This window comes from Tateyamaria sp. 7Alg 36, assembly GCF_059882455.1.
In genome coordinates this window covers 2885774-2902284 of record NZ_CM187613.1, presented here as the reverse complement: position 1 = coordinate 2902284, position 16511 = coordinate 2885774, and the positions used below count along the sequence as shown (strand labels likewise).

The 16511-nt window shown below is 63.1% G+C and carries 21 protein-coding genes; 17 read left to right on the top strand and 4 right to left on the bottom strand.

Annotation, left to right across the window (positions count from 1 at the left end):
- Positions 1 to 47: 47 nt before the first annotated feature.
- Entirely contained in the window at positions 48 to 1454 is a 1407-nt protein-coding gene (gene gnd, locus AC6GQJ_RS14155) for an NADP-dependent phosphogluconate dehydrogenase (protein ID WP_500769347.1), read from the top strand.
- A 90-nt stretch (positions 1455 to 1544) separates the two neighbouring features.
- Here the strand turns inward: gnd and hrpB are convergent, their stop codons facing one another.
- Positions 1545 to 3953, bottom strand: a complete 2409-nt coding sequence (gene hrpB / locus AC6GQJ_RS14150; RefSeq protein ID WP_500773929.1) for an ATP-dependent helicase HrpB — start codon at positions 3951 to 3953, stop codon at positions 1545 to 1547.
- A 90-nt stretch (positions 3954 to 4043) separates the two neighbouring features.
- On the opposite strand from hrpB, the gene meaB reads away from it, so the two are divergent.
- The 7 genes from meaB (at position 4044) to trhA (ending at position 8065) form a co-directional block, all read left to right on the top strand.
- The gene (gene meaB, locus AC6GQJ_RS14145; RefSeq protein WP_500769345.1) at positions 4044 to 5018 is read left to right on the top strand and encodes a methylmalonyl Co-A mutase-associated GTPase MeaB; all 975 of its coding nucleotides are present in this window, start codon (positions 4044 to 4046) and stop codon (positions 5016 to 5018) included.
- Between the two features lie 153 nt (positions 5019 to 5171).
- On the top strand, positions 5172 to 5462 hold the full coding sequence (gene rpmB, locus AC6GQJ_RS14140) for a 50S ribosomal protein L28 (RefSeq protein ID WP_500769343.1): 291 nt from the start codon (positions 5172 to 5174) through the stop codon (positions 5460 to 5462).
- Positions 5463 to 5614: 152 nt separating this feature from the next.
- Positions 5615 to 5956, top strand: a complete 342-nt coding sequence (locus AC6GQJ_RS14135) for a hypothetical protein (RefSeq protein ID WP_500769341.1) — start codon at positions 5615 to 5617, stop codon at positions 5954 to 5956.
- 48 nt (positions 5957 to 6004) lie between these two features.
- Complete coding sequence (locus tag AC6GQJ_RS14130) at positions 6005 to 6487, top strand: copper chaperone PCu(A)C (protein ID WP_500769339.1); 483 nt, start codon at positions 6005 to 6007, stop codon at positions 6485 to 6487.
- Positions 6488 to 6597: 110 nt separating this feature from the next.
- Complete coding sequence (locus tag AC6GQJ_RS14125; protein ID WP_500769337.1) at positions 6598 to 6945, top strand: hypothetical protein; 348 nt, start codon at positions 6598 to 6600, stop codon at positions 6943 to 6945.
- 59 nt (positions 6946 to 7004) lie between these two features.
- The gene (locus tag AC6GQJ_RS14120; RefSeq protein ID WP_500769335.1) at positions 7005 to 7385 is read left to right on the top strand and encodes a thiol-disulfide oxidoreductase DCC family protein; all 381 of its coding nucleotides are present in this window, start codon (positions 7005 to 7007) and stop codon (positions 7383 to 7385) included.
- A 47-nt stretch (positions 7386 to 7432) separates the two neighbouring features.
- A complete protein-coding gene (gene trhA / locus AC6GQJ_RS14115) occupies positions 7433 to 8065 on the top strand; it encodes a PAQR family membrane homeostasis protein TrhA (protein ID WP_500769333.1) in 633 nt (210 codons plus the stop codon).
- On the opposite strand, the gene AC6GQJ_RS14110 is transcribed toward trhA, so the two are convergent.
- The 3 genes from AC6GQJ_RS14110 to AC6GQJ_RS14100 form a co-directional block, all read right to left on the bottom strand.
- Positions 8066 to 8317 carry a DUF6455 family protein gene (locus AC6GQJ_RS14110; protein ID WP_500769331.1) on the bottom strand — a complete coding sequence of 84 codons (252 nt, stop codon included), beginning with the start codon at positions 8315 to 8317 and terminating at the stop codon, positions 8066 to 8068.
- Between the two features lie 72 nt (positions 8318 to 8389).
- The gene (locus AC6GQJ_RS14105) at positions 8390 to 8740 is read right to left on the bottom strand and encodes a YigZ family protein (protein ID WP_500769329.1); all 351 of its coding nucleotides are present in this window, start codon (positions 8738 to 8740) and stop codon (positions 8390 to 8392) included.
- Between the two features lie 51 nt (positions 8741 to 8791).
- Entirely contained in the window at positions 8792 to 9514 is a 723-nt protein-coding gene (locus AC6GQJ_RS14100) for a M48 family metallopeptidase (protein WP_500769327.1), read from the bottom strand.
- 154 nt (positions 9515 to 9668) lie between these two features.
- Here AC6GQJ_RS14100 and AC6GQJ_RS14095 point away from each other — a divergent pair, with 154 nt between their 5' ends.
- The 9 genes from AC6GQJ_RS14095 (at position 9669) to AC6GQJ_RS14055 (ending at position 16510) form a co-directional block, all read left to right on the top strand.
- Entirely contained in the window at positions 9669 to 9905 is a 237-nt protein-coding gene (locus AC6GQJ_RS14095; protein ID WP_500769325.1) for a DUF8831 family protein, read from the top strand.
- Between the two features lie 58 nt (positions 9906 to 9963).
- Positions 9964 to 10824 (top strand): branched-chain amino acid aminotransferase, encoded by an 861-nt coding sequence (locus AC6GQJ_RS14090; RefSeq protein WP_500769323.1) that lies wholly within the window; start codon positions 9964 to 9966, stop codon positions 10822 to 10824.
- A 73-nt stretch (positions 10825 to 10897) separates the two neighbouring features.
- Positions 10898 to 11353, top strand: coding sequence for a universal stress protein (locus AC6GQJ_RS14085; protein WP_500769321.1), 456 nt, complete (start codon positions 10898 to 10900; stop codon positions 11351 to 11353).
- A 103-nt stretch (positions 11354 to 11456) separates the two neighbouring features.
- Positions 11457 to 12020 carry a NifU family protein gene (locus tag AC6GQJ_RS14080; protein WP_500769319.1) on the top strand — a complete coding sequence of 188 codons (564 nt, stop codon included), beginning with the start codon at positions 11457 to 11459 and terminating at the stop codon, positions 12018 to 12020.
- A 111-nt stretch (positions 12021 to 12131) separates the two neighbouring features.
- Complete coding sequence (gene tsaB / locus AC6GQJ_RS14075; RefSeq protein ID WP_500769317.1) at positions 12132 to 12707, top strand: tRNA (adenosine(37)-N6)-threonylcarbamoyltransferase complex dimerization subunit type 1 TsaB; 576 nt, start codon at positions 12132 to 12134, stop codon at positions 12705 to 12707.
- Entirely contained in the window at positions 12704 to 13123 is a 420-nt protein-coding gene (locus AC6GQJ_RS14070) for a GNAT family N-acetyltransferase (protein ID WP_500769315.1), read from the top strand. The genes tsaB and AC6GQJ_RS14070 overlap by 4 nt, the downstream gene beginning before the upstream one ends.
- Positions 13124 to 13350: 227 nt before the next feature.
- Positions 13351 to 14355, top strand: coding sequence for a BMP family lipoprotein (locus AC6GQJ_RS14065; RefSeq protein WP_500769313.1), 1005 nt, complete (start codon positions 13351 to 13353; stop codon positions 14353 to 14355).
- Positions 14356 to 14432: 77 nt separating this feature from the next.
- Positions 14433 to 15962, top strand: coding sequence for an ABC transporter ATP-binding protein (locus tag AC6GQJ_RS14060; RefSeq protein ID WP_500769311.1), 1530 nt, complete (start codon positions 14433 to 14435; stop codon positions 15960 to 15962).
- Positions 15959 to 16510 carry a hypothetical protein gene (locus AC6GQJ_RS14055; RefSeq protein ID WP_500769309.1) on the top strand — a complete coding sequence of 184 codons (552 nt, stop codon included), beginning with the start codon at positions 15959 to 15961 and terminating at the stop codon, positions 16508 to 16510. The genes AC6GQJ_RS14060 and AC6GQJ_RS14055 overlap by 4 nt, the downstream gene beginning before the upstream one ends.
- Position 16511 lies beyond the last annotated feature (1 nt).

The following is a 16511-nucleotide window of genomic DNA, read 5'->3' as shown; positions in this document are numbered from 1 at the left end:
ACCGACCTATGGTCTGGGCGAGTTTTATGGCATGAAGGGCGCAGGGCATGGCGGCAGATATCGGGGTTTACGGCTTGGGGACCATGGGCAGCGCGCTGGCCCTGAATTTGGCGGATAACGGGTTCTCTGTCGCTGTCTCGAACCGTGAGGCCGAGTGGATTGACCCGTTCCTGAACGAGGCGCAAGGGCTTGCCGGTGCGGTCAGTGGCCATGCGGAACTGGCGGACTTTGTCGCCGCGATCAAAGCGCCCCGCACGATCCTGTTTATGATTCCGTCCGGCACGCCCATGGACGAGATGATCGCCGATGTGCGCCCCCTGCTGGAAGACGGCGACACGATCATCGATGGCGGCAACGCCGATTTCAACCTGACCCGCCAGCGCAACGCGGAACTGGACGGCACAGGCATCCACTTTGTCGGCATGGGCGTGTCGGGCGGCGAATACGGCGCGCGCAACGGGCCATCAATGATGGTCGGCGGGTCGGATCACGCGTGGACACAGTTCCGCCCCATGGCCGAGGCAATCTCGGCCCATTTCGAAGGTGATCCTTGCGTCGCCCATGTCGGCCCCGATGGTGCGGGTCATTTTGTGAAAACCGTGCATAACGGCATCGAATATGCCGACATGCAGATGATCGCCGAGGTCTATGGCGTGCAGCGCGATCTTGGCGGCTGCACCCCGTCGCAGATCGGCGCGATGTTCGGGCGCTGGCAGGACGGGCCGCTGGCATCCTATCTGGTGGAGACCGCGCATAACGTGCTGGTCGCCGTGGATGACGAAACCGGGCGCCCCATGGTCGAGATGATCAGGGATGCCGCCGGACAGAAAGGCACCGGCCTGTGGACCGTGATCGAGGCGCTGAAGCTGGGCCAGTCCGCCTCTGTGATCGAAGCGGCGGTCGGCGCGCGGGCATGGTCATCGCAAAAGGACGCGCGATTGGCGGCGCAAGACTTGCTGGACCATGGCACAAAGCCCGACATCCTGCCGACCGAGGCCGATCTGGGCGATGCCCTTCTGGCGGGGCGCATTCTGGCCCATGCGCAGGGTTTTGGCGTCATGGCAGCGGCCTCGAAGACCTTTGACTGGTCGCTGGACATGGCGCGGATTGCCGAAATCTGGCGCGCGGGCTGTATCATCCGCTCGGCCCTTCTGGGGGCCTTTGCCGACGCGTTTCGCGGGGAACTGCCGCACGGCCATATGATCCTTGCGCCCGCGATGGTGGCGCAATTGCAAGCCGCAGTTCCCGGTTTGCGCCGCGTTGTAGCGGCCGCCGCCCTTGCGGGCCAGCCGGTGCCAGCACTGGCGGCTGCGCTGTCGTGGCATGACAGCATGGCACAGGGGCGGGGCACGGCAGATATGATCCAGGGCCTGCGCGATTTCTTTGGCAATCACGGGTTCGAACGCACCGATAAAAACGGTGCGCATCACGGCCCGTGGGCGGCGCAGCCCTGATCCAAAGGACGCTGTCGCGACGCGATAGTTAGGGGGCGCTGCCCCCGTCCTTACGGACTCCCCCGCAGTATTTTTGGCCAAAAGAGGCGGTTATTTGCGCGGTTTGGCGCGTAAAGTGGGGTCGGCTTGTGTCGGATCTTCGGGCCATGGGTGTTTGGGGTATTGGCCGCGCATGTCCTTGCGCACGTCGCTATAGGAGGTTTCCCAGAAACGCGGCAGGTCGGAGGTGACCTGCACAGGGCGTTGGGCGGGGGAGAGGAGCGTGACTTGCAGCGGGGTGGTGCCCAGCATGGGGTGTGTGGTGACGCCGAACATTTCCTGCAGGCGCACGGCGATGTTCGGTGTGCCGCCTTCGTAGTCGATGGCAATTTTGCGCCCCAGCGGGGTTTCGAAATGGCCGGGCACGGCGCGGTCGAGGCGTTGCATATCGTCCCATCCTAGATGCGCCTGTAGGGCGGGCAGGATATCGAACGCTTTCCATTCTGCGGCGGTGCGCACGGTGCCAAGATGGGGCAAAAGCCAGTCTTCGAGCGTGTCCATCAGGGTCTGTTCAGACAGGTCGGGGAAATCATCCCCCATCAGGGCGGCGCGCGCCATCAGACGCTTGGCCCCGCGCGATGGTTTTAACCCCAGTTCGCGCACCCCGTCGAGCATGGCGCGTGCCATGTCCGCATCTGGTGCCTCGCCCCATGCGCGGTCGTCCAGCACCAGCGCGCCGAAGCGGCGTTGCGTGCGGGCCAGTACGGCGCGGTCCCGTTTGGACCATGCGCACAAGTTTTGCCAACTGATCTGGTCCGCGAACAGGTTTTCGAGGCCTTCTTCAGTCAGGGCGGCGGCCTGTCTGATCCGGGCCTCGCGCAGATCACCATCAAGGTCGGTCGCCACCAGCAGGCGTTGCCCCGTGAGGCTGTCGCCTTGGGGCAGGACCGCGCCCTTCCCCCCCGACAACACATAGCGGGGTGCGTTGCCCGTGCGGTGCAAGCCGATGCGGTCGGGATAGGCCAGCGCGGCCATCTCGCCCAAGTCGAGCGGCGCGGCCCGCGTGGTGGTACGGCGCAGGCGCTTTGCCTCGTCCTTGATGCGGGCGATGACGCCACGGTGGGCACTGGGAAAGGCGCGCGGGTCGTCGATGGCGCGCATGCGCAGTTTGAGGTCGGTGCCCGCCCCGCGCAAAGGGTCGCGTTCGGCCAAAAGGGCTGCCAGCGGCGCGGCCTGTTGCCCTGCGGTCACCAGCATGTGGGCCAGTCGCGGGTGCAGCGGTTGGCGGGCCAGCGCGCGGCCATGGTCGGTGATGCGCATCGCATCGTCCAGCGCGCCCAACATGTGCAGCAGCGCGCGCGCCTCGGCCAGCCGTCCGGCGTGGGGTGGCGTTACAAAGCGCAAGCCTTCATCCCCGCCCCACACGGCCAGTTCTAACGCGAAGCCCGCCAGATCACCGCTGGAGATTTCCGGCGGGGGAAAGGCGGCAAGCGCGCCGTCCTCGCCCTTGGTCCAAAGTTTGTAGGCCACGCCCGGCGCAACACGACCTGCCCGCCCTGCACGCTGGGTTGCTTCGGCACGGGTGACGCGTTCGGTGACCAGCCGCGACATGCCCGAAGGGGCGTCGAATTTGGCCCGCCGCGCGCGCCCGCCATCCACCACGATGCGGATATCCGGAATGGTCAGCGAGGTTTCGGCGATCGACGTTGCCAGCACCACCTTGCGCGCGTCGGACGGGGTGATCGCGGCGCGTTGGGCCTTGAAATCCATCGCACCGAACAGCGGATGTACGGTGGTGCCTGCGGGCACATGGGCCTCGATCAGGGCTTGGGTGCGTCTGATTTCTCCCTCGCCAGGCAGGAAGGCCAGTAGCGACCCGTCGGCAGAGGACAGCGCGTTCAGGATCAGGTCCGCCATAGCCGTTTCGAACCGCGTGTCCTTGGGCACGGGGCGGTCCAGCCAACGGGGTTCGACCTCGAAACTCTTGCCTTCGGAGGTCAGGATTTCAGCCCCCATCACCTTGGCCACGGGACCGGCATCAAGGGTGGCGGACATGGCCAGCAGCAGCAGGTCATCGCGCAGCGCCTCGGCCACTTCAAGGCAGAGCGCAAGGCCCAGATCGGCATTGAGAGAGCGTTCGTGGAATTCGTCAAAGATGACCGCCCCGACACCGGGCAGATCGGGCGCGTCCTGCAACATGCGGGTCAGGATGCCTTCGGTCACGACCTCGATGCGGGTGTCGGGGCCGACCGCGCTTTCGCCCCTGATCCGGTAGCCGACGGTTTGGCCGGTCTTTTCACCCAAGGTCGCGGCCATGCGGTCGGCGGCAGCGCGTGCGGCAAGGCGGCGCGGTTCCAGCATCAGGATCTTGCCATCGGTCAGCTTTGCCGCGTGCATGGCCAGCGGCACACGCGTGGTTTTACCGGCCCCGGGCGGCGCTTGCAGCACGGCACGCCCTGCGCGGCGCAGCTCTGCGATCAGGTCAGGCAGGATGGCATCAATGGGCAGTTCAAAGGTCATTCGCGCCTTATGGCCGAAGACCACGCGCGCGCCAACACTGGACATTTGCGCCCGCCTTTCCCACAAAACACCCCAACACAGGAGAGCGCGATGGACACCACCGATCTGGCCCGCCGGATCGCCGCAGGAGAGCGGCGCGCCCTCGCCCGTGGCATCACGCTGGTCGAAAGCGCGCGCGCCGACCATCAGGCCGCAGGGGCCGAGGTGATCGCGGCCCTGCCCCGCGACCGTCAGGCACTGCGCATCGGCATGTCCGGCACGCCCGGTGTCGGCAAATCCACTTTCATCGAAGCGTTCGGCATGATGCTGGTAGACCAAGGGCTGCGCGTGGCCGTGCTGGCGGTTGATCCATCCTCGGCACGGTCGGGCGGGTCGATCTTGGGCGACAAGACGCGGATGGACCGTTTGGCCCGCGCGCCGCAGGCATTTATCCGCCCCTCTCCCAGCCGCACCCATCTGGGCGGTGTGGCGCGGCGCACCCGCGAGGCGGTCGCACTGTGCGAAGGGGCGGGATTCGACGTTGTGCTGATCGAAACGGTGGGTGTCGGCCAGTCCGAAACCGTTGTGGCGCAGATGGCCGATCTGTTCCTGCTGCTGCTGGCCCCTGCGGGCGGGGACGAATTGCAAGGCGTCAAGCGCGGCATCATGGAAATGGCCGACATGATTCTCGTGAACAAGGCCGATGGCGATCTGAAATCTGCCGCCACCCGTACCTGTGCCGATTATGCCGGTGCGCTGCGCCTGTTGCGCAAACGCCCGCAAGACCCCGAAGGCTTTCCCAAGGCGATGACCGTCTCGGCACTGGCCGAAGAAGGGCTGCACAGCGCGTGGGAGGACATGCAGACCCTTGTGGCGTGGCGGCGCGATGCCGGCCATTTCGACGCCACACGTGCTGCACAGGCCCGATACTGGTTCGAGGAAGAAGTGCGCCAAGCGCTTTTGGCGCAACTGGACGCGGCGGATGTGCGCGGGGCGATGCACGATCTGGCCGATCAGGTGGCAAGCGGCGCGTTGACCCCTGTTATGGCCGCACGCAGGCTGGTAGAGGAAAAGCTGGCGAGATAAGCAGTGGTTTGCCCCCCTGCACTGTGTCAGAGGGGTTGACGCGGGCGGGCCATGGGCCTAATCACCGCCAAACCAGATTCCCGGGCGCCGTCACCGACGCGTCCTTTGCTAGATTTGCGAAGTCCGTTTCGCACCAAATGACGAGGATAAGCCATGTCGCGCGTATGCGAATTGACCGGTAAAGGCCCGATGACTGGCAACAATGTCAGCCACGCCAACAACAAAACACGTCGTCGGTTCTTGCCGAACCTGAACGATGTCACTCTGCAGTCCGAAACTCTGGGCCGCGGCATCAAGATGCGCATCTCTGCTGCTGCGCTGCGCACAGTTGACCACCGCGGTGGTCTGGACGGGTTCCTTGCCAAAGCCAAGGACGCGGAACTGTCGCCAAGCGTGCTGAAAGTGAAAAAAGAAATCGCCAAGGCGCAAGCTGCAAACGCCTGATAGGCCCGTTTGTACGCACTGAATTTGGCCCCGTCTGCATCGGCAGGCGGGGCTTTTTCCATTTCCGGCAGGACCGCACGATACGCCGTTCCCCTGCACCGACGCAGTTTGCCGCAGTTGAGTGTGCCCTGCGTCTGGCGTAAGCATCGCCTATGATACGTGTTCTCGCATCCTTGCTGCTTTCTATGGTGGTTGCACTGACCAGTGTGACGACCGCGCAGGCGCGCCATATGGATGCGGCGGTGGACCGGATGGTCATCTGCACCGGCTTGCAGACCAGCGTGATCTACATCGACGCGCAGGGCAATCCGACACAAAGCCCCCATGCCTGCCCCGACTGCATGGTGGCAGCGCCCGATATGCTGGCCGTCGCTTCGTTCGAACTGCGCACGGCACCTGTGGTGGCCACCTCGCCCGATGCGCCGCGGGCCATAGTCGCGCCGGATCGCCCCGACGGGACGCGCAAGGCGCGCGCACCCCCTGTCGCGGCCTGATCCCGACCACATCCCGAACCGATTTATCTTCTGAAAAAGGGGGCTCTTATGTCCTATCGTACCCGAATTCTGGCCGCTGTGGCCGCAACCTGCCTTGCCCTGCCCGCCCTTGCCGATGGCATCATGGTTATGGATCCCTATGCCCGCGCCGCAACGCCAACCGCCAAAACCGGCGCGGCGTTCATGACACTGCACAATATGACAGATCAGGACGACCGCCTGATCGCGGTCAGCACCGATGCGGCCAAGCGTGTCGAACTGCACACCCATGTCGAATCCGGTGATGGCGTCATGCAGATGCGCGAAATCGAAGGCGGAATCGCCCTTCCCGCCGGAGAGATGCACCACATGGTGCGCGGCGGCGATCACGTCATGCTGATGGGGCTGACCGGCCCGCTTGAGCAGGACGCCGAGATCACTGTGACCCTCGTTTTTGAAACGGCGGGCGAGATGGTTGTGACCGTCCCTGTCGATAATGAACGCGCCCCCGAAGAAGGCGCACATGGCGGCCACGGCGCGGCCTCGCACTAAGCCTCTGAATGGCTGGCAGGCCAGCGCTTTATGGCCTGCCAGCACCATGCCCCTTGAAATGCATATTGCGTGTTCTATATTTGTTCCAAGCCAAGGAACGGAGAACACAGATGTCGTATCACGCACGTCAGCCCGGACTTTTTGATCCTGCACACAGCGCCATGCCTGTCGCAGAACCCACACCCGCGACCGAGAAACAGGTCGCCTATGCCCGCGCCCTCGCCGTCCGCACCGGGGAAAAGCTGCCCGCCGAATTGCTGCACGACAAGGCGGGACTGTCCGCATGGATCGACCGCGCAAAGCGCGCGCCCGAGAACCAGTTCGCCGCCTACCCGAGCGCCAAGCAGGTGCAGTTTGCCGAACGCATTGCGCGACTGAAACGGCGCCAGATTCCGGCGCAGTGTTTCAAGGATAAGGTGATGATGTCACGCTGGATCGACGGCAACAAACCGCGCTAAGGGCAGATTGCCGCGCCTATCCCCTGTTAAGGCGCGGCGCGTGCCCTAAGTGGCAAGGCATGTCCGATGAAACCCGAGTCCTTTACAATGCCGACTGCCCCGTGTGCAGTTTTGAGATTGACCACTACGCCGCCTATAGCGCGCGCCGTGATCTGCCGATTCGATTTGAGGATCTGAACCGCGACGAACTGGCCGATTGGGGCCTTACGCGGGACGCGGCGGCGCGGCGGCTTTATGTGCTGAAGGGCGACCAGATCTATTCCGGCATTCCCGCCTTTATTGTGCTGTGGCAGGACATGCCCCGTTATCGCTGGCTAGCACGGCTTGTGTCTCTGCCAGGCGTGAACTGGGTGGCCAATGCGACCTACGATCACGTGCTTGCCCCCCTCATCTATCGCTGGCACCTGCGCCGTGTTGGCGCAACGTCAACATACTCGTGACGATTGCCGGTCTAGACTAGCGCATCGTCCCAAGTCAGTTTGAGCTTATGTCATATCCTTATTCCCTTCGTGAAACCCTTGCCGACGCGTCCGTGCATGCAATCGGTGTGATCTCTGCCATGGCGGCGGGCATCGTGCTGGTGGTCTATGTCGCGCAGACGCAGGACCAGACGCAGATCGCGGCGACGGGCATCTATACCGGCCTACTGTTCCTGTCACTGGTCATTTCCGCCCTTTATCACCTGCTGCCGTGGGATCGGTCGCGTCCGGTGTTCCGGCGCTTTGACCACGCGGCGATCTACCTCAAGATTGCGGGCACCTATACGCCGCTGGTGGTGCTGATCGGATCGGTCTTTGCCTATGTGGTACTGGCGGGGGTCTGGATCGTTGCCCTGATTGGTGTCGTCGGCAAGCTGAGCTTTTGGACACCGGACGGGCGCGGATCGCTGCCCGTGTATCTTGGCATGGGATGGGCGAGTGTGCTGCTGATCTGGCCGATGATCCAGACGCTGCCGCCTGCCACCGTTGGGCTGATCATCGGGGGCGGTGTTCTTTATACGCTGGGCACATTGGTCTACCGCTATCCCGAGATGCGCTATCAGAATGCGGTCTGGCACAGCTTTGTGCTCGCGGCCTCTACCTGCTTTTTCGCGGCTGTAACCGTCGGCGTGTCCGCCTGATCACTTTGCCAGTTCGCTAAAGGCGCGGGCGTTGCGGCAGTAGTGCGGGGTCGCCGATACTGCCCCCACCTGTTCGCCCAGCCAGCGCGTACAGGTTTCTGTCTGGGTGCAGCCGCAGCAGTTGATCACCAGATCGGAAATGTCCGACGGGCTTAGATCGCCGCGCAGCGCGGCTTGTTGCAGGTCGATCCCACGGGCCGTGGCCATACGGTCAACAAGGTCAGCGTGGCGTTTAAGGCGGGCATTGGTCATGGTTGCGATCCTTGGCTGATGGGCTGTTGGGGCCACCATGCCTTGCCCCCGCCAAGACCGCCTTGACCCAGATCAAAGCGCGTCCAGATAGGCCCGCACGCAGGTTTGCACGTGGCGGAAACGGTCGCCGCCAAGGTGTTTGCCGCCATACCAGCGCGTCACGATCACCAGATGGTCCTGCAATTCGGCCCGCGCCAGCATGCGCAAAATCACCATACCCGCACCCGATTCGCCGTCATCACCCTTGATCGGGCCGCCGTCGCGCAGATCGACCGCCCATGTGTTGTGGGTGGCCTTGGCATATCGCCGGTCCTGTTTGAGATCGCGCAGCGCCGCATCAATCGCGGCGCGGTCCGTCACCGAACAGCCCGACACCGCGTATTTCGACCCTTTGTCGGTCAGTATCTGGCCAAGCTGTTTCAACCGACCTCCTGCCAGCGCTGTGGTGCCGTGCGGGTTCTGCCGGCGCGGGGCTTACAACCCTGCCGACGTCCGGCGCACGGTTTCGATACGCTGCGCGTTGGGCGGGTGCGTGCCAAGGAAACGATCACCGGGATCGGGGATGCGGTTAAAGAACTGCGCGCCCTCGACCGGATTGTACCCCGCGCGTGCCGTGATGACTGTGCCAAGCGCGTCGGCTTCAAGCTCAAAATCCTTGGAATAGCTGCGGGCGCCAACCTGCGCACCGATCCGCTGGGCCGCGTCAATCGCGTTGGGATCGCCACCTGTGATCGACGCCAACCCGCCAAAGATCACCGCCCCTGCGGCAGCATTCTGTTTCTGACGCGAGATATGGCCGCGAATGTGGTGCGCCGCCTCGTGTCCCATAACAAAGGCGATCTCGTCCGCGTTGCGCGCCTCGTCCAGCAGCGCCAGCGTAAAGACCAGCAGCGGGCGCTGGTTTTCATCCAAAGTCTGGAAGGCGTTGGCAGGCTGGTTCGGGCGGTCGTCCACAAGAATGCGGAAGTCGCAATTCACGCCCGTGGTGCGGGTGCGGCATTCGCGTTCCGCCACCGGTTCGACCCGCGCCACAACCGAGGTAAAGGCCCGCCCCGTCTGGTCACGTGTGCGCAACTGGTCAGGCACATCGCGCGCCTCGGGCAGTGGTCCGGTCGAGGTCGGGGCCGATCCGACGACAACGTCATCACAGGCTGCCGCAAGTGTCAGCATCGACAGAACAGCTATCCAACGGAGCATAGGGGCGTTTCCTCTTGGTCTATGGCGGGCGCACAGCACTGTGCGTGGCTGGCGTAATATTTAACATGCATGCGCGCCGCTTCCAGTCCCCATTGTATCGCGGGCGAAGTTCGGCCTCTTTGCAAATCGCGCGGCATGTCCTAGCGTCGTCCTTATGTTTACAATTGAACACGAATTCGACGCCACCGTTATCACCCTTGTCGATGAGGGCGCGCGCCCGCTTCAGGAAGACGTGATCGTCAACAGCTTTGCCGAATGTATCACCGTGGAACAGTTCGATCCGCGCACCGACAGCGTGCTGCGCATTACCCTGTCGCCCGAACAGGTCCGCGATCTGGCTGCCGCACTGGACCTGCCCGAAGGTGTGTACCAGTTGAAGCCTGCGGACTGAAAACGCTGGCAGTCGCATCCCTGTCTGATACCGTGCGCGAAACAAGCAGGGACAGACCATGGCAATCGGCACGCAAATCCGCACATATTTCAACGGCAGCTGGCATGACGGCGATGTTCCGATCATGCGCGCGGCGGATCATGGCAGCTGGGTTGGCACGACCGTCTTTGACGGCGCACGCTTTTTCGATGGCCGCGCCCCCGATCTTGAGGCGCACTGCGCCCGCGTGAACCGCTCGGCCGAGGCGCTGATGATCACGCCCAGCATGGACCCTGCCGATATCGTCGCCGCCGTGCGCGAGGGGCTGACCGCCTATGGCCCGAACGATGCCGTCTATATCCGCCCGATGTACTGGGCCATTGACGGCGACGCGTCGGGGATTGTGCCGCAGAAAGAGTCCACCGGCTTTGCTATCTGCCTCGAAGCAGTGCCAATGGCGGATCAAAACGCCTCGACCACCTTGGGACGCACGCAGTTCCGTCGCCCCGTGCTTGAGGACAATGTTGTGAACGCCAAGGCGGGCTGCCTATATCCCAACAACGCCCGCATGCTGGCCGAAGTGCGCAAGCGCGGCTTTGGCAATGCACTGGTGGCCGATGCCATGGGCAATGTCGCCGAAAGTGCCACCGCCAACGTCTTTATGGTCAAGGACGGCGTGGTGTTCACCCCGATTCCGAACGGTACCTTCCTGTCCGGCATCACTCGCGCGCGCCACATCTCGAACCTGCGCGCCGATGGCGTTGAAGTGCACGAGACTGTGCTGCGCTTTCAGGATTTTGCCGACGCGGACGAGGTATTCTTGTCCGGCAACATGATGAAAGTGACCCCCGTCACCGCCTTTGAGGATACACAATACCAGATCGGCCCCGTCACCCGCCGCGCACGATCGCTTTATTGGGACTGGGCCGCATCGGCCTGATCGCAAGTAACTTTCCATTGCCAGCTTCGTGTTGCAGCGTCATGCTGGGCGCGGGAATGAAAAGAGGCCTGTCATGCGCAAATTTCTGGTGGTGCTGGACGATAGCCGCGAATGCCTGAACGCGATGCGGTTCGCCGCGATGCGTGCGGCGAATACAGGGGGCGGCGTCGCGATCCTGTCGGTGATCCCTCCGGACGAGTTCAATCACTGGATCGGTGTCGGCGCGGTCATGCGCGAGGAAGCCCGCGAACGCATCCACGCCCATTTCGAGGTGTTCGCCAAATGGATGCGCGACAAGCAGGGTGTGGACCCCGAACTGGTGATCCGCGAGGGCCAGCCCGTGGACGAGATCATCAAACAGGTGCGGGAAGATGACGATATCGGCGTGCTTGTCCTCGGCGCGGGCACCGACAAAAAGGGGCCAGGCCCGCTGGTCACGCAACTGACGCGCAATGCGGGCAACCTGCCGATCCCCATCACCATCGTTCCCGGCGATCTCAGCAAGGAACGGCTCGAAGCAATTACTTGAGCTTGCGGCGCGGTCATCGCCCACAACAGTTTAGAACCATTCCAAACCTTGACTTGGGCCTGCGTCGGGCGCATATCCGTCACAACCTTTCAGGAGACGCGCAATGTTTATCCAGACCGAATCTACGCCAAATCCCGCCACGCTGAAATTCCTGCCCGGTCAGACCGTGCTTGAAATGGGCACTGCGGACTTCCCGACAGCGGATGCGGCGACCAAGTCACCGCTTGCCGCACGCATCTTTGCGGTCGAAGGCGTGACAGGCGTGTTCTTCGGCACGGACTTTGTTACCGTTACCAAGGCCGACAGCGTTGATTGGGACCACATCAAACCTGCCCTGCTGGGTGCGATCATGGAACACTTCCAATCCGGCCAGCCGGTGATGGATGACGGCCACGCGCCAGCCTCCGGTCACGCCGAACATAGTGGCGAGGACGAGGCCGTCGTGGGCCAGATCAAGGAACTTCTCGACAGCCGCGTGCGCCCTGCCGTTGCGCAAGATGGCGGCGACATCACATTCCACGGCTTTGAACGTGGCGTCGTCTACCTGCACATGCAAGGCGCCTGCGCTGGTTGCCCGTCCTCGACCCTGACCCTGAAAATGGGGATCGAGAACCTGCTGCGCCATTACATTCCCGAAGTGACCGAAGTCCGCCCCGTCGCGGTCTAAGGGCATGCTCCGGACGGCGCGCCACATTGATGGCGCTAATCAACCCACAACAAACAGCGACCCCCAAGCGGTCGCTGTTTGCCGTTACAGCACCAGCACGAGCCTTGCCCCGTGACCGACGCCCCCCTCATCCTCGGCTTTGACACATCCGGCCCCCATTGCGCTGCCGCCCTGCTTCGCGGTGAAACCGTCATCGCCAGCGCGGGTGAAGCCATGTCTAAAGGACAGGCCGAACGTCTGATGGTCCTGCTCGAAGAGGTCTTGCAAAGCGGCAATGCCAAGTGGTCCAACCTTAATGCAATCGCAGTTGGCATCGGACCGGGGAACTTCACCGGCATCCGCATCGGCGTCTCGGCGGCACGCGGTCTGGCCCTTGGCCTAGACATCCCAGCCTATGGCGTCACGGGGTTCGAGGCGCGCACGCTCTGCGCCCCCGCGGGCACCACAGTCACCATTCCGGCACCACGCGACATGGCCTTCGTCCAAAACGCAGATGGCCCGCAGCTTGTCGCGCGCGACACCATCGACACCCCCGCGCCCGATCCAGACCCCGATGCACTTGCCCGCGCCATCGCACAACACGCCGCGACGCTCTGGCCCGCGGCGCTCCCCGCGCCGACGCCCTTCTACATCCGCCCGCCCGATGCGGCCCCCGCGCGCGATGCGCCGCCGCGCCTGCTGCCGTGACGCCCGACAACCTTTCGGCCCTGCACGCCGCTGCGTTCACGCAGGACCGACCGTGGTCGGCCAGCGAATTCCGCAGCCTGCTCGACAGCCCGCACTGTCATCTCGACCACCGCCCCCACGGCTTTGCCCTCTGGCGCGCCGTCGCGGGCGAGGCGGAGTTGCTGACCATCGCCACCCACCCCGATCACCGCCGGCGCGGCATCGCCCAAGACCTGATGGCCACATGGATGACCGCCGCCGCAACACTGGCCGACACGGCCTTCCTCGAAGTCGCCTCAGACAACCAAAGCGCCATCGCCCTCTACGCAAAATCCGGCTTTGAAACGGTCTCGCGCCGCCCGAAATACTATGCCCGCCCCTCCGGCAAAGTCGACGCATTGCTGATGCGCGCGCCCCTCCCCTTCTCTGTTCCATAAAAATCCTCGGGGGGGGCTGCCCTGCCAAGGGCAGTGGGGGGGCAGACAACCCCCCGCCCAAGGCTTCAGCTTGTCGTTGGGTCAGGTCCGAAACCACGGTCACAGAAACCAAAAAGCGGTTGACCCCACCCCGCCCCTGCGGCCTAATCCCGCATGATCACTGCGATCCTGGGCGCGCGTGGCACTGCTGCCGATGCCCCAACCATAAACTCGGGAGACCTGACAACATGACCCTCATGCAGAAATTCCTCGGCGCGACAGCCGCATTCGCCCTGACGGCAGGTGCAGCCATGGCCGAACCTGCCCTGATCTTCGATCTGGGTGGTAAATTCGACAAATCCTTCAACGAAGCGGCCTTTAACGGTGCCAAGCGTTGGGCCGATGAAACCGGCGGCAAGTTCCTTGAAATCGAACTGCAATCCGAAGCACAGCGCGAGCAGGCCCTGCGCCGCTTTGCCGAGAATGGCGCGAATCCCGTCATCACCACCGGATTCGCCTTTGCCGATCCGGTCAGCGTTGTTGCCGGCGACTATCCGGACACAAAGTTTATCAACATTGACGGCTGGATGCCCGAAGTGCCCGCCAACGTCCAACTGATCGGCTTTCAGGAACACCAAGGTTCCTACCTTGTGGGCATGATGGCGGCGATGGCGTCGGAAACAGGCACAGTCGGCTTCATCGGCGGCATGGACATCCCGCTGATCCGTCACTTCGGCTGCGGCTTTGCCCAAGGCGTAAAAGCGGTGAACCCTGATGCAACCGTGATCGCGAACATGACCGGCACCACACCTGCCGCATGGAACGACCCCGTCAAAGGCTCCGAACTGACCAAAGCACAGATCAGCCAAGGCGCGGACGTGGTCTATGCCGCAGCGGGCGGCACAGGTGTTGGCGTTCTGCAAACAGCCGCGGACGAGGACATCCTGTCCATCGGCGTCGACAGCAACCAGAACTACCTGCACCCTGGCAAGGTTCTGACCTCGATGCTCAAGCGCGTTGACGTCGCTGTCTATGACTCGATGACAGCCGGTGCCGACATCGAAACCGGTGGCTTCACCATCCTTGGCCTGGCCGAAAACGGCGTCGGCGTAGCCGTTGACGAACACAACGCCGATCTGGTGACCGAAGAGATGCAGGCCGCCGTCGACGAAGCCCGCGAGAAAATCATCGCAGGCGACATCGAAGTTGTTGCTTACTATGACAACGATAGCTGCCCTGTTCTGGACTTCTGATCCAAACTGGTGACTACTCAGGCCGCGCCCCAGCTATTGTGGCGCGGCTTTTTCGACGAGCAGGGAACTGAAAAATTATGACCGCCCCCGCGATCGAACTCAAAGGCATCTCCAAGGCCTTTGGCCCCGTGCAGGCCAACAAGGATATCTCGATCCGCGTGATGCCCGGCACGATTCACGGCATTATCGGTGAAAACGGCGCCGGAAAATCGACCCTGATGTCGATCCTTTACGGCTTTTACAAAGCCGATGCCGGAGAGATTTATATTGCCGGAAACAAGACCGAAATTCCCGACAGCCAAGCGGCCATTGCCGCAGGTATCGGCATGGTCTTCCAGCATTTCAAACTGGTGGAAAACTTCACCGTTCTGGAAAACATCATCCTTGGTGCGGAAGATGGCGGCTTTCTCAAGCCCTCTCTCGCCAAGGCCCGCAAATCCCTGATCGAGCTTGCTGCCGAATACGAGTTGAACGTCGACCCCGACGCGCTGATCGAAGATATCGGCGTGGGCATGCAGCAACGGGTCGAAATCCTCAAGGCGCTGTACCGGCAAGCCGATATCCTGATCCTCGACGAGCCCACTGGCGTTCTGACCCCTGCCGAGGCTGACCAGCTGTTCCGCATTCTGGACCGTCTGCGCGCCGAGGGCAAAACCATCATCCTGATCACCCACAAGCTGCGCGAGATCATGGAAGCCACCGACACGGTCAGCGTGATGCGCCGTGGCGAGATGACGGCGACGGTCAAAACCTCGGAAACCTCGCCCGAGCATCTGGCCGAACTGATGGTCGGGCGCAAAGTGCTGCTGCGGGTCGACAAAGTGCCCGCCACCCCTGGCGAAGTGGTTCTGGACATCAAGAACCTGCGCGTTGTGGACGAACAAAAGGTCGAACGCCTGCGCGGCATCGATCTGCAAGTGCGCGCGGGCGAGATCGTCGGCATCGCGGGCGTGGCTGGCAACGGCCAGTCCGAACTTCTTGAGGTGCTGGGCGGCTATGCCGATGGCACCGGCACCATCACCCTGAATGGCCAGCCGATTGACCTGACCGGCAAGTATTCGGACGCCCGTTCGCGCCGCGCGCGCGGCATTGCCCACGTACCCGAAGACCGCCAGCGCGAAGGTCTGATCATGGATTTCGCCGCGTGGGAAAACACCGCCTTCGGCTATCACCGCGATCCGGCTTATCAATCCGGCGTGTTGTCGAACAACGCCGCGATCAAGACGGAAACGCAAGCCAAGATGGACCGTTTCGACGTCCGCCCACCCAATCCGCAGCTTGCGGCCAAGAACTTCTCGGGTGGGAACCAGCAAAAGATCGTCCTCGCCCGCGAGATCGAGCGTAACCCCGACCTGTTGCTGATCGGGCAACCGACCCGTGGGGTGGACATCGGCGCGATCGAATTCATCCACCAGCAGATCGTCGCCCTGCGCGATCAGGGCAAGGCGATCCTGCTTGTCTCGGTCGAGTTGGAAGAGATCCTGAGCCTTTCCGACCGCGTGGCGGTGATGTTTGACGGGCGCATCATGGGCGAACGCCTGCCCAGTGAAACCGACGAAAAAGAGCTTGGCCTGTTGATGGCCGGCGTCAGCGGAGACCCAGCATGAAGCCGATACTTCCCGCCCTCGTCGCCCTGACCTGTGCCTTTGCCGCACCTGTGGGCGCGCAGACCGAAATCGACCGGTTCGACATCGCAATCCGCGCCGAACAAGAGGCCGACCAGTCGAGCCTTGCGACCCTTGCCACCACATTCGCGATGCTGGCCCCGCAAACCTCGGGGATGCGGCGCAATTCGCGTGTGGAATACCATTCGGGCACGGGCATGGTCGAAGACGGCGCTGCCTCGGAAAAGCTGCGCAATGCCCTGCCGCCTGCACTCGTGCAATCGGTCGAGCAACTCGAAACCATGCGCGCGGGCTGTGATATTTCGCGACACAGCTTTGCGGATGCGGATATCCTGCTGATCGTGCACGACGCGACCGAGGCACAGCCGCAGGACGCGCACCGCTGTTTCGTTGCGGGGCTTTGGGTCTATCACACAGGCGGCGCGCAGGGCGTAGATGTCAGCAACTGGCGTCCGCCCTATGTCCGCATTCTGGAATCGGTTGCGACCGGACAGCCTGCTTTTGCGGGCTTTGCGACAGGGGATAAGTAAC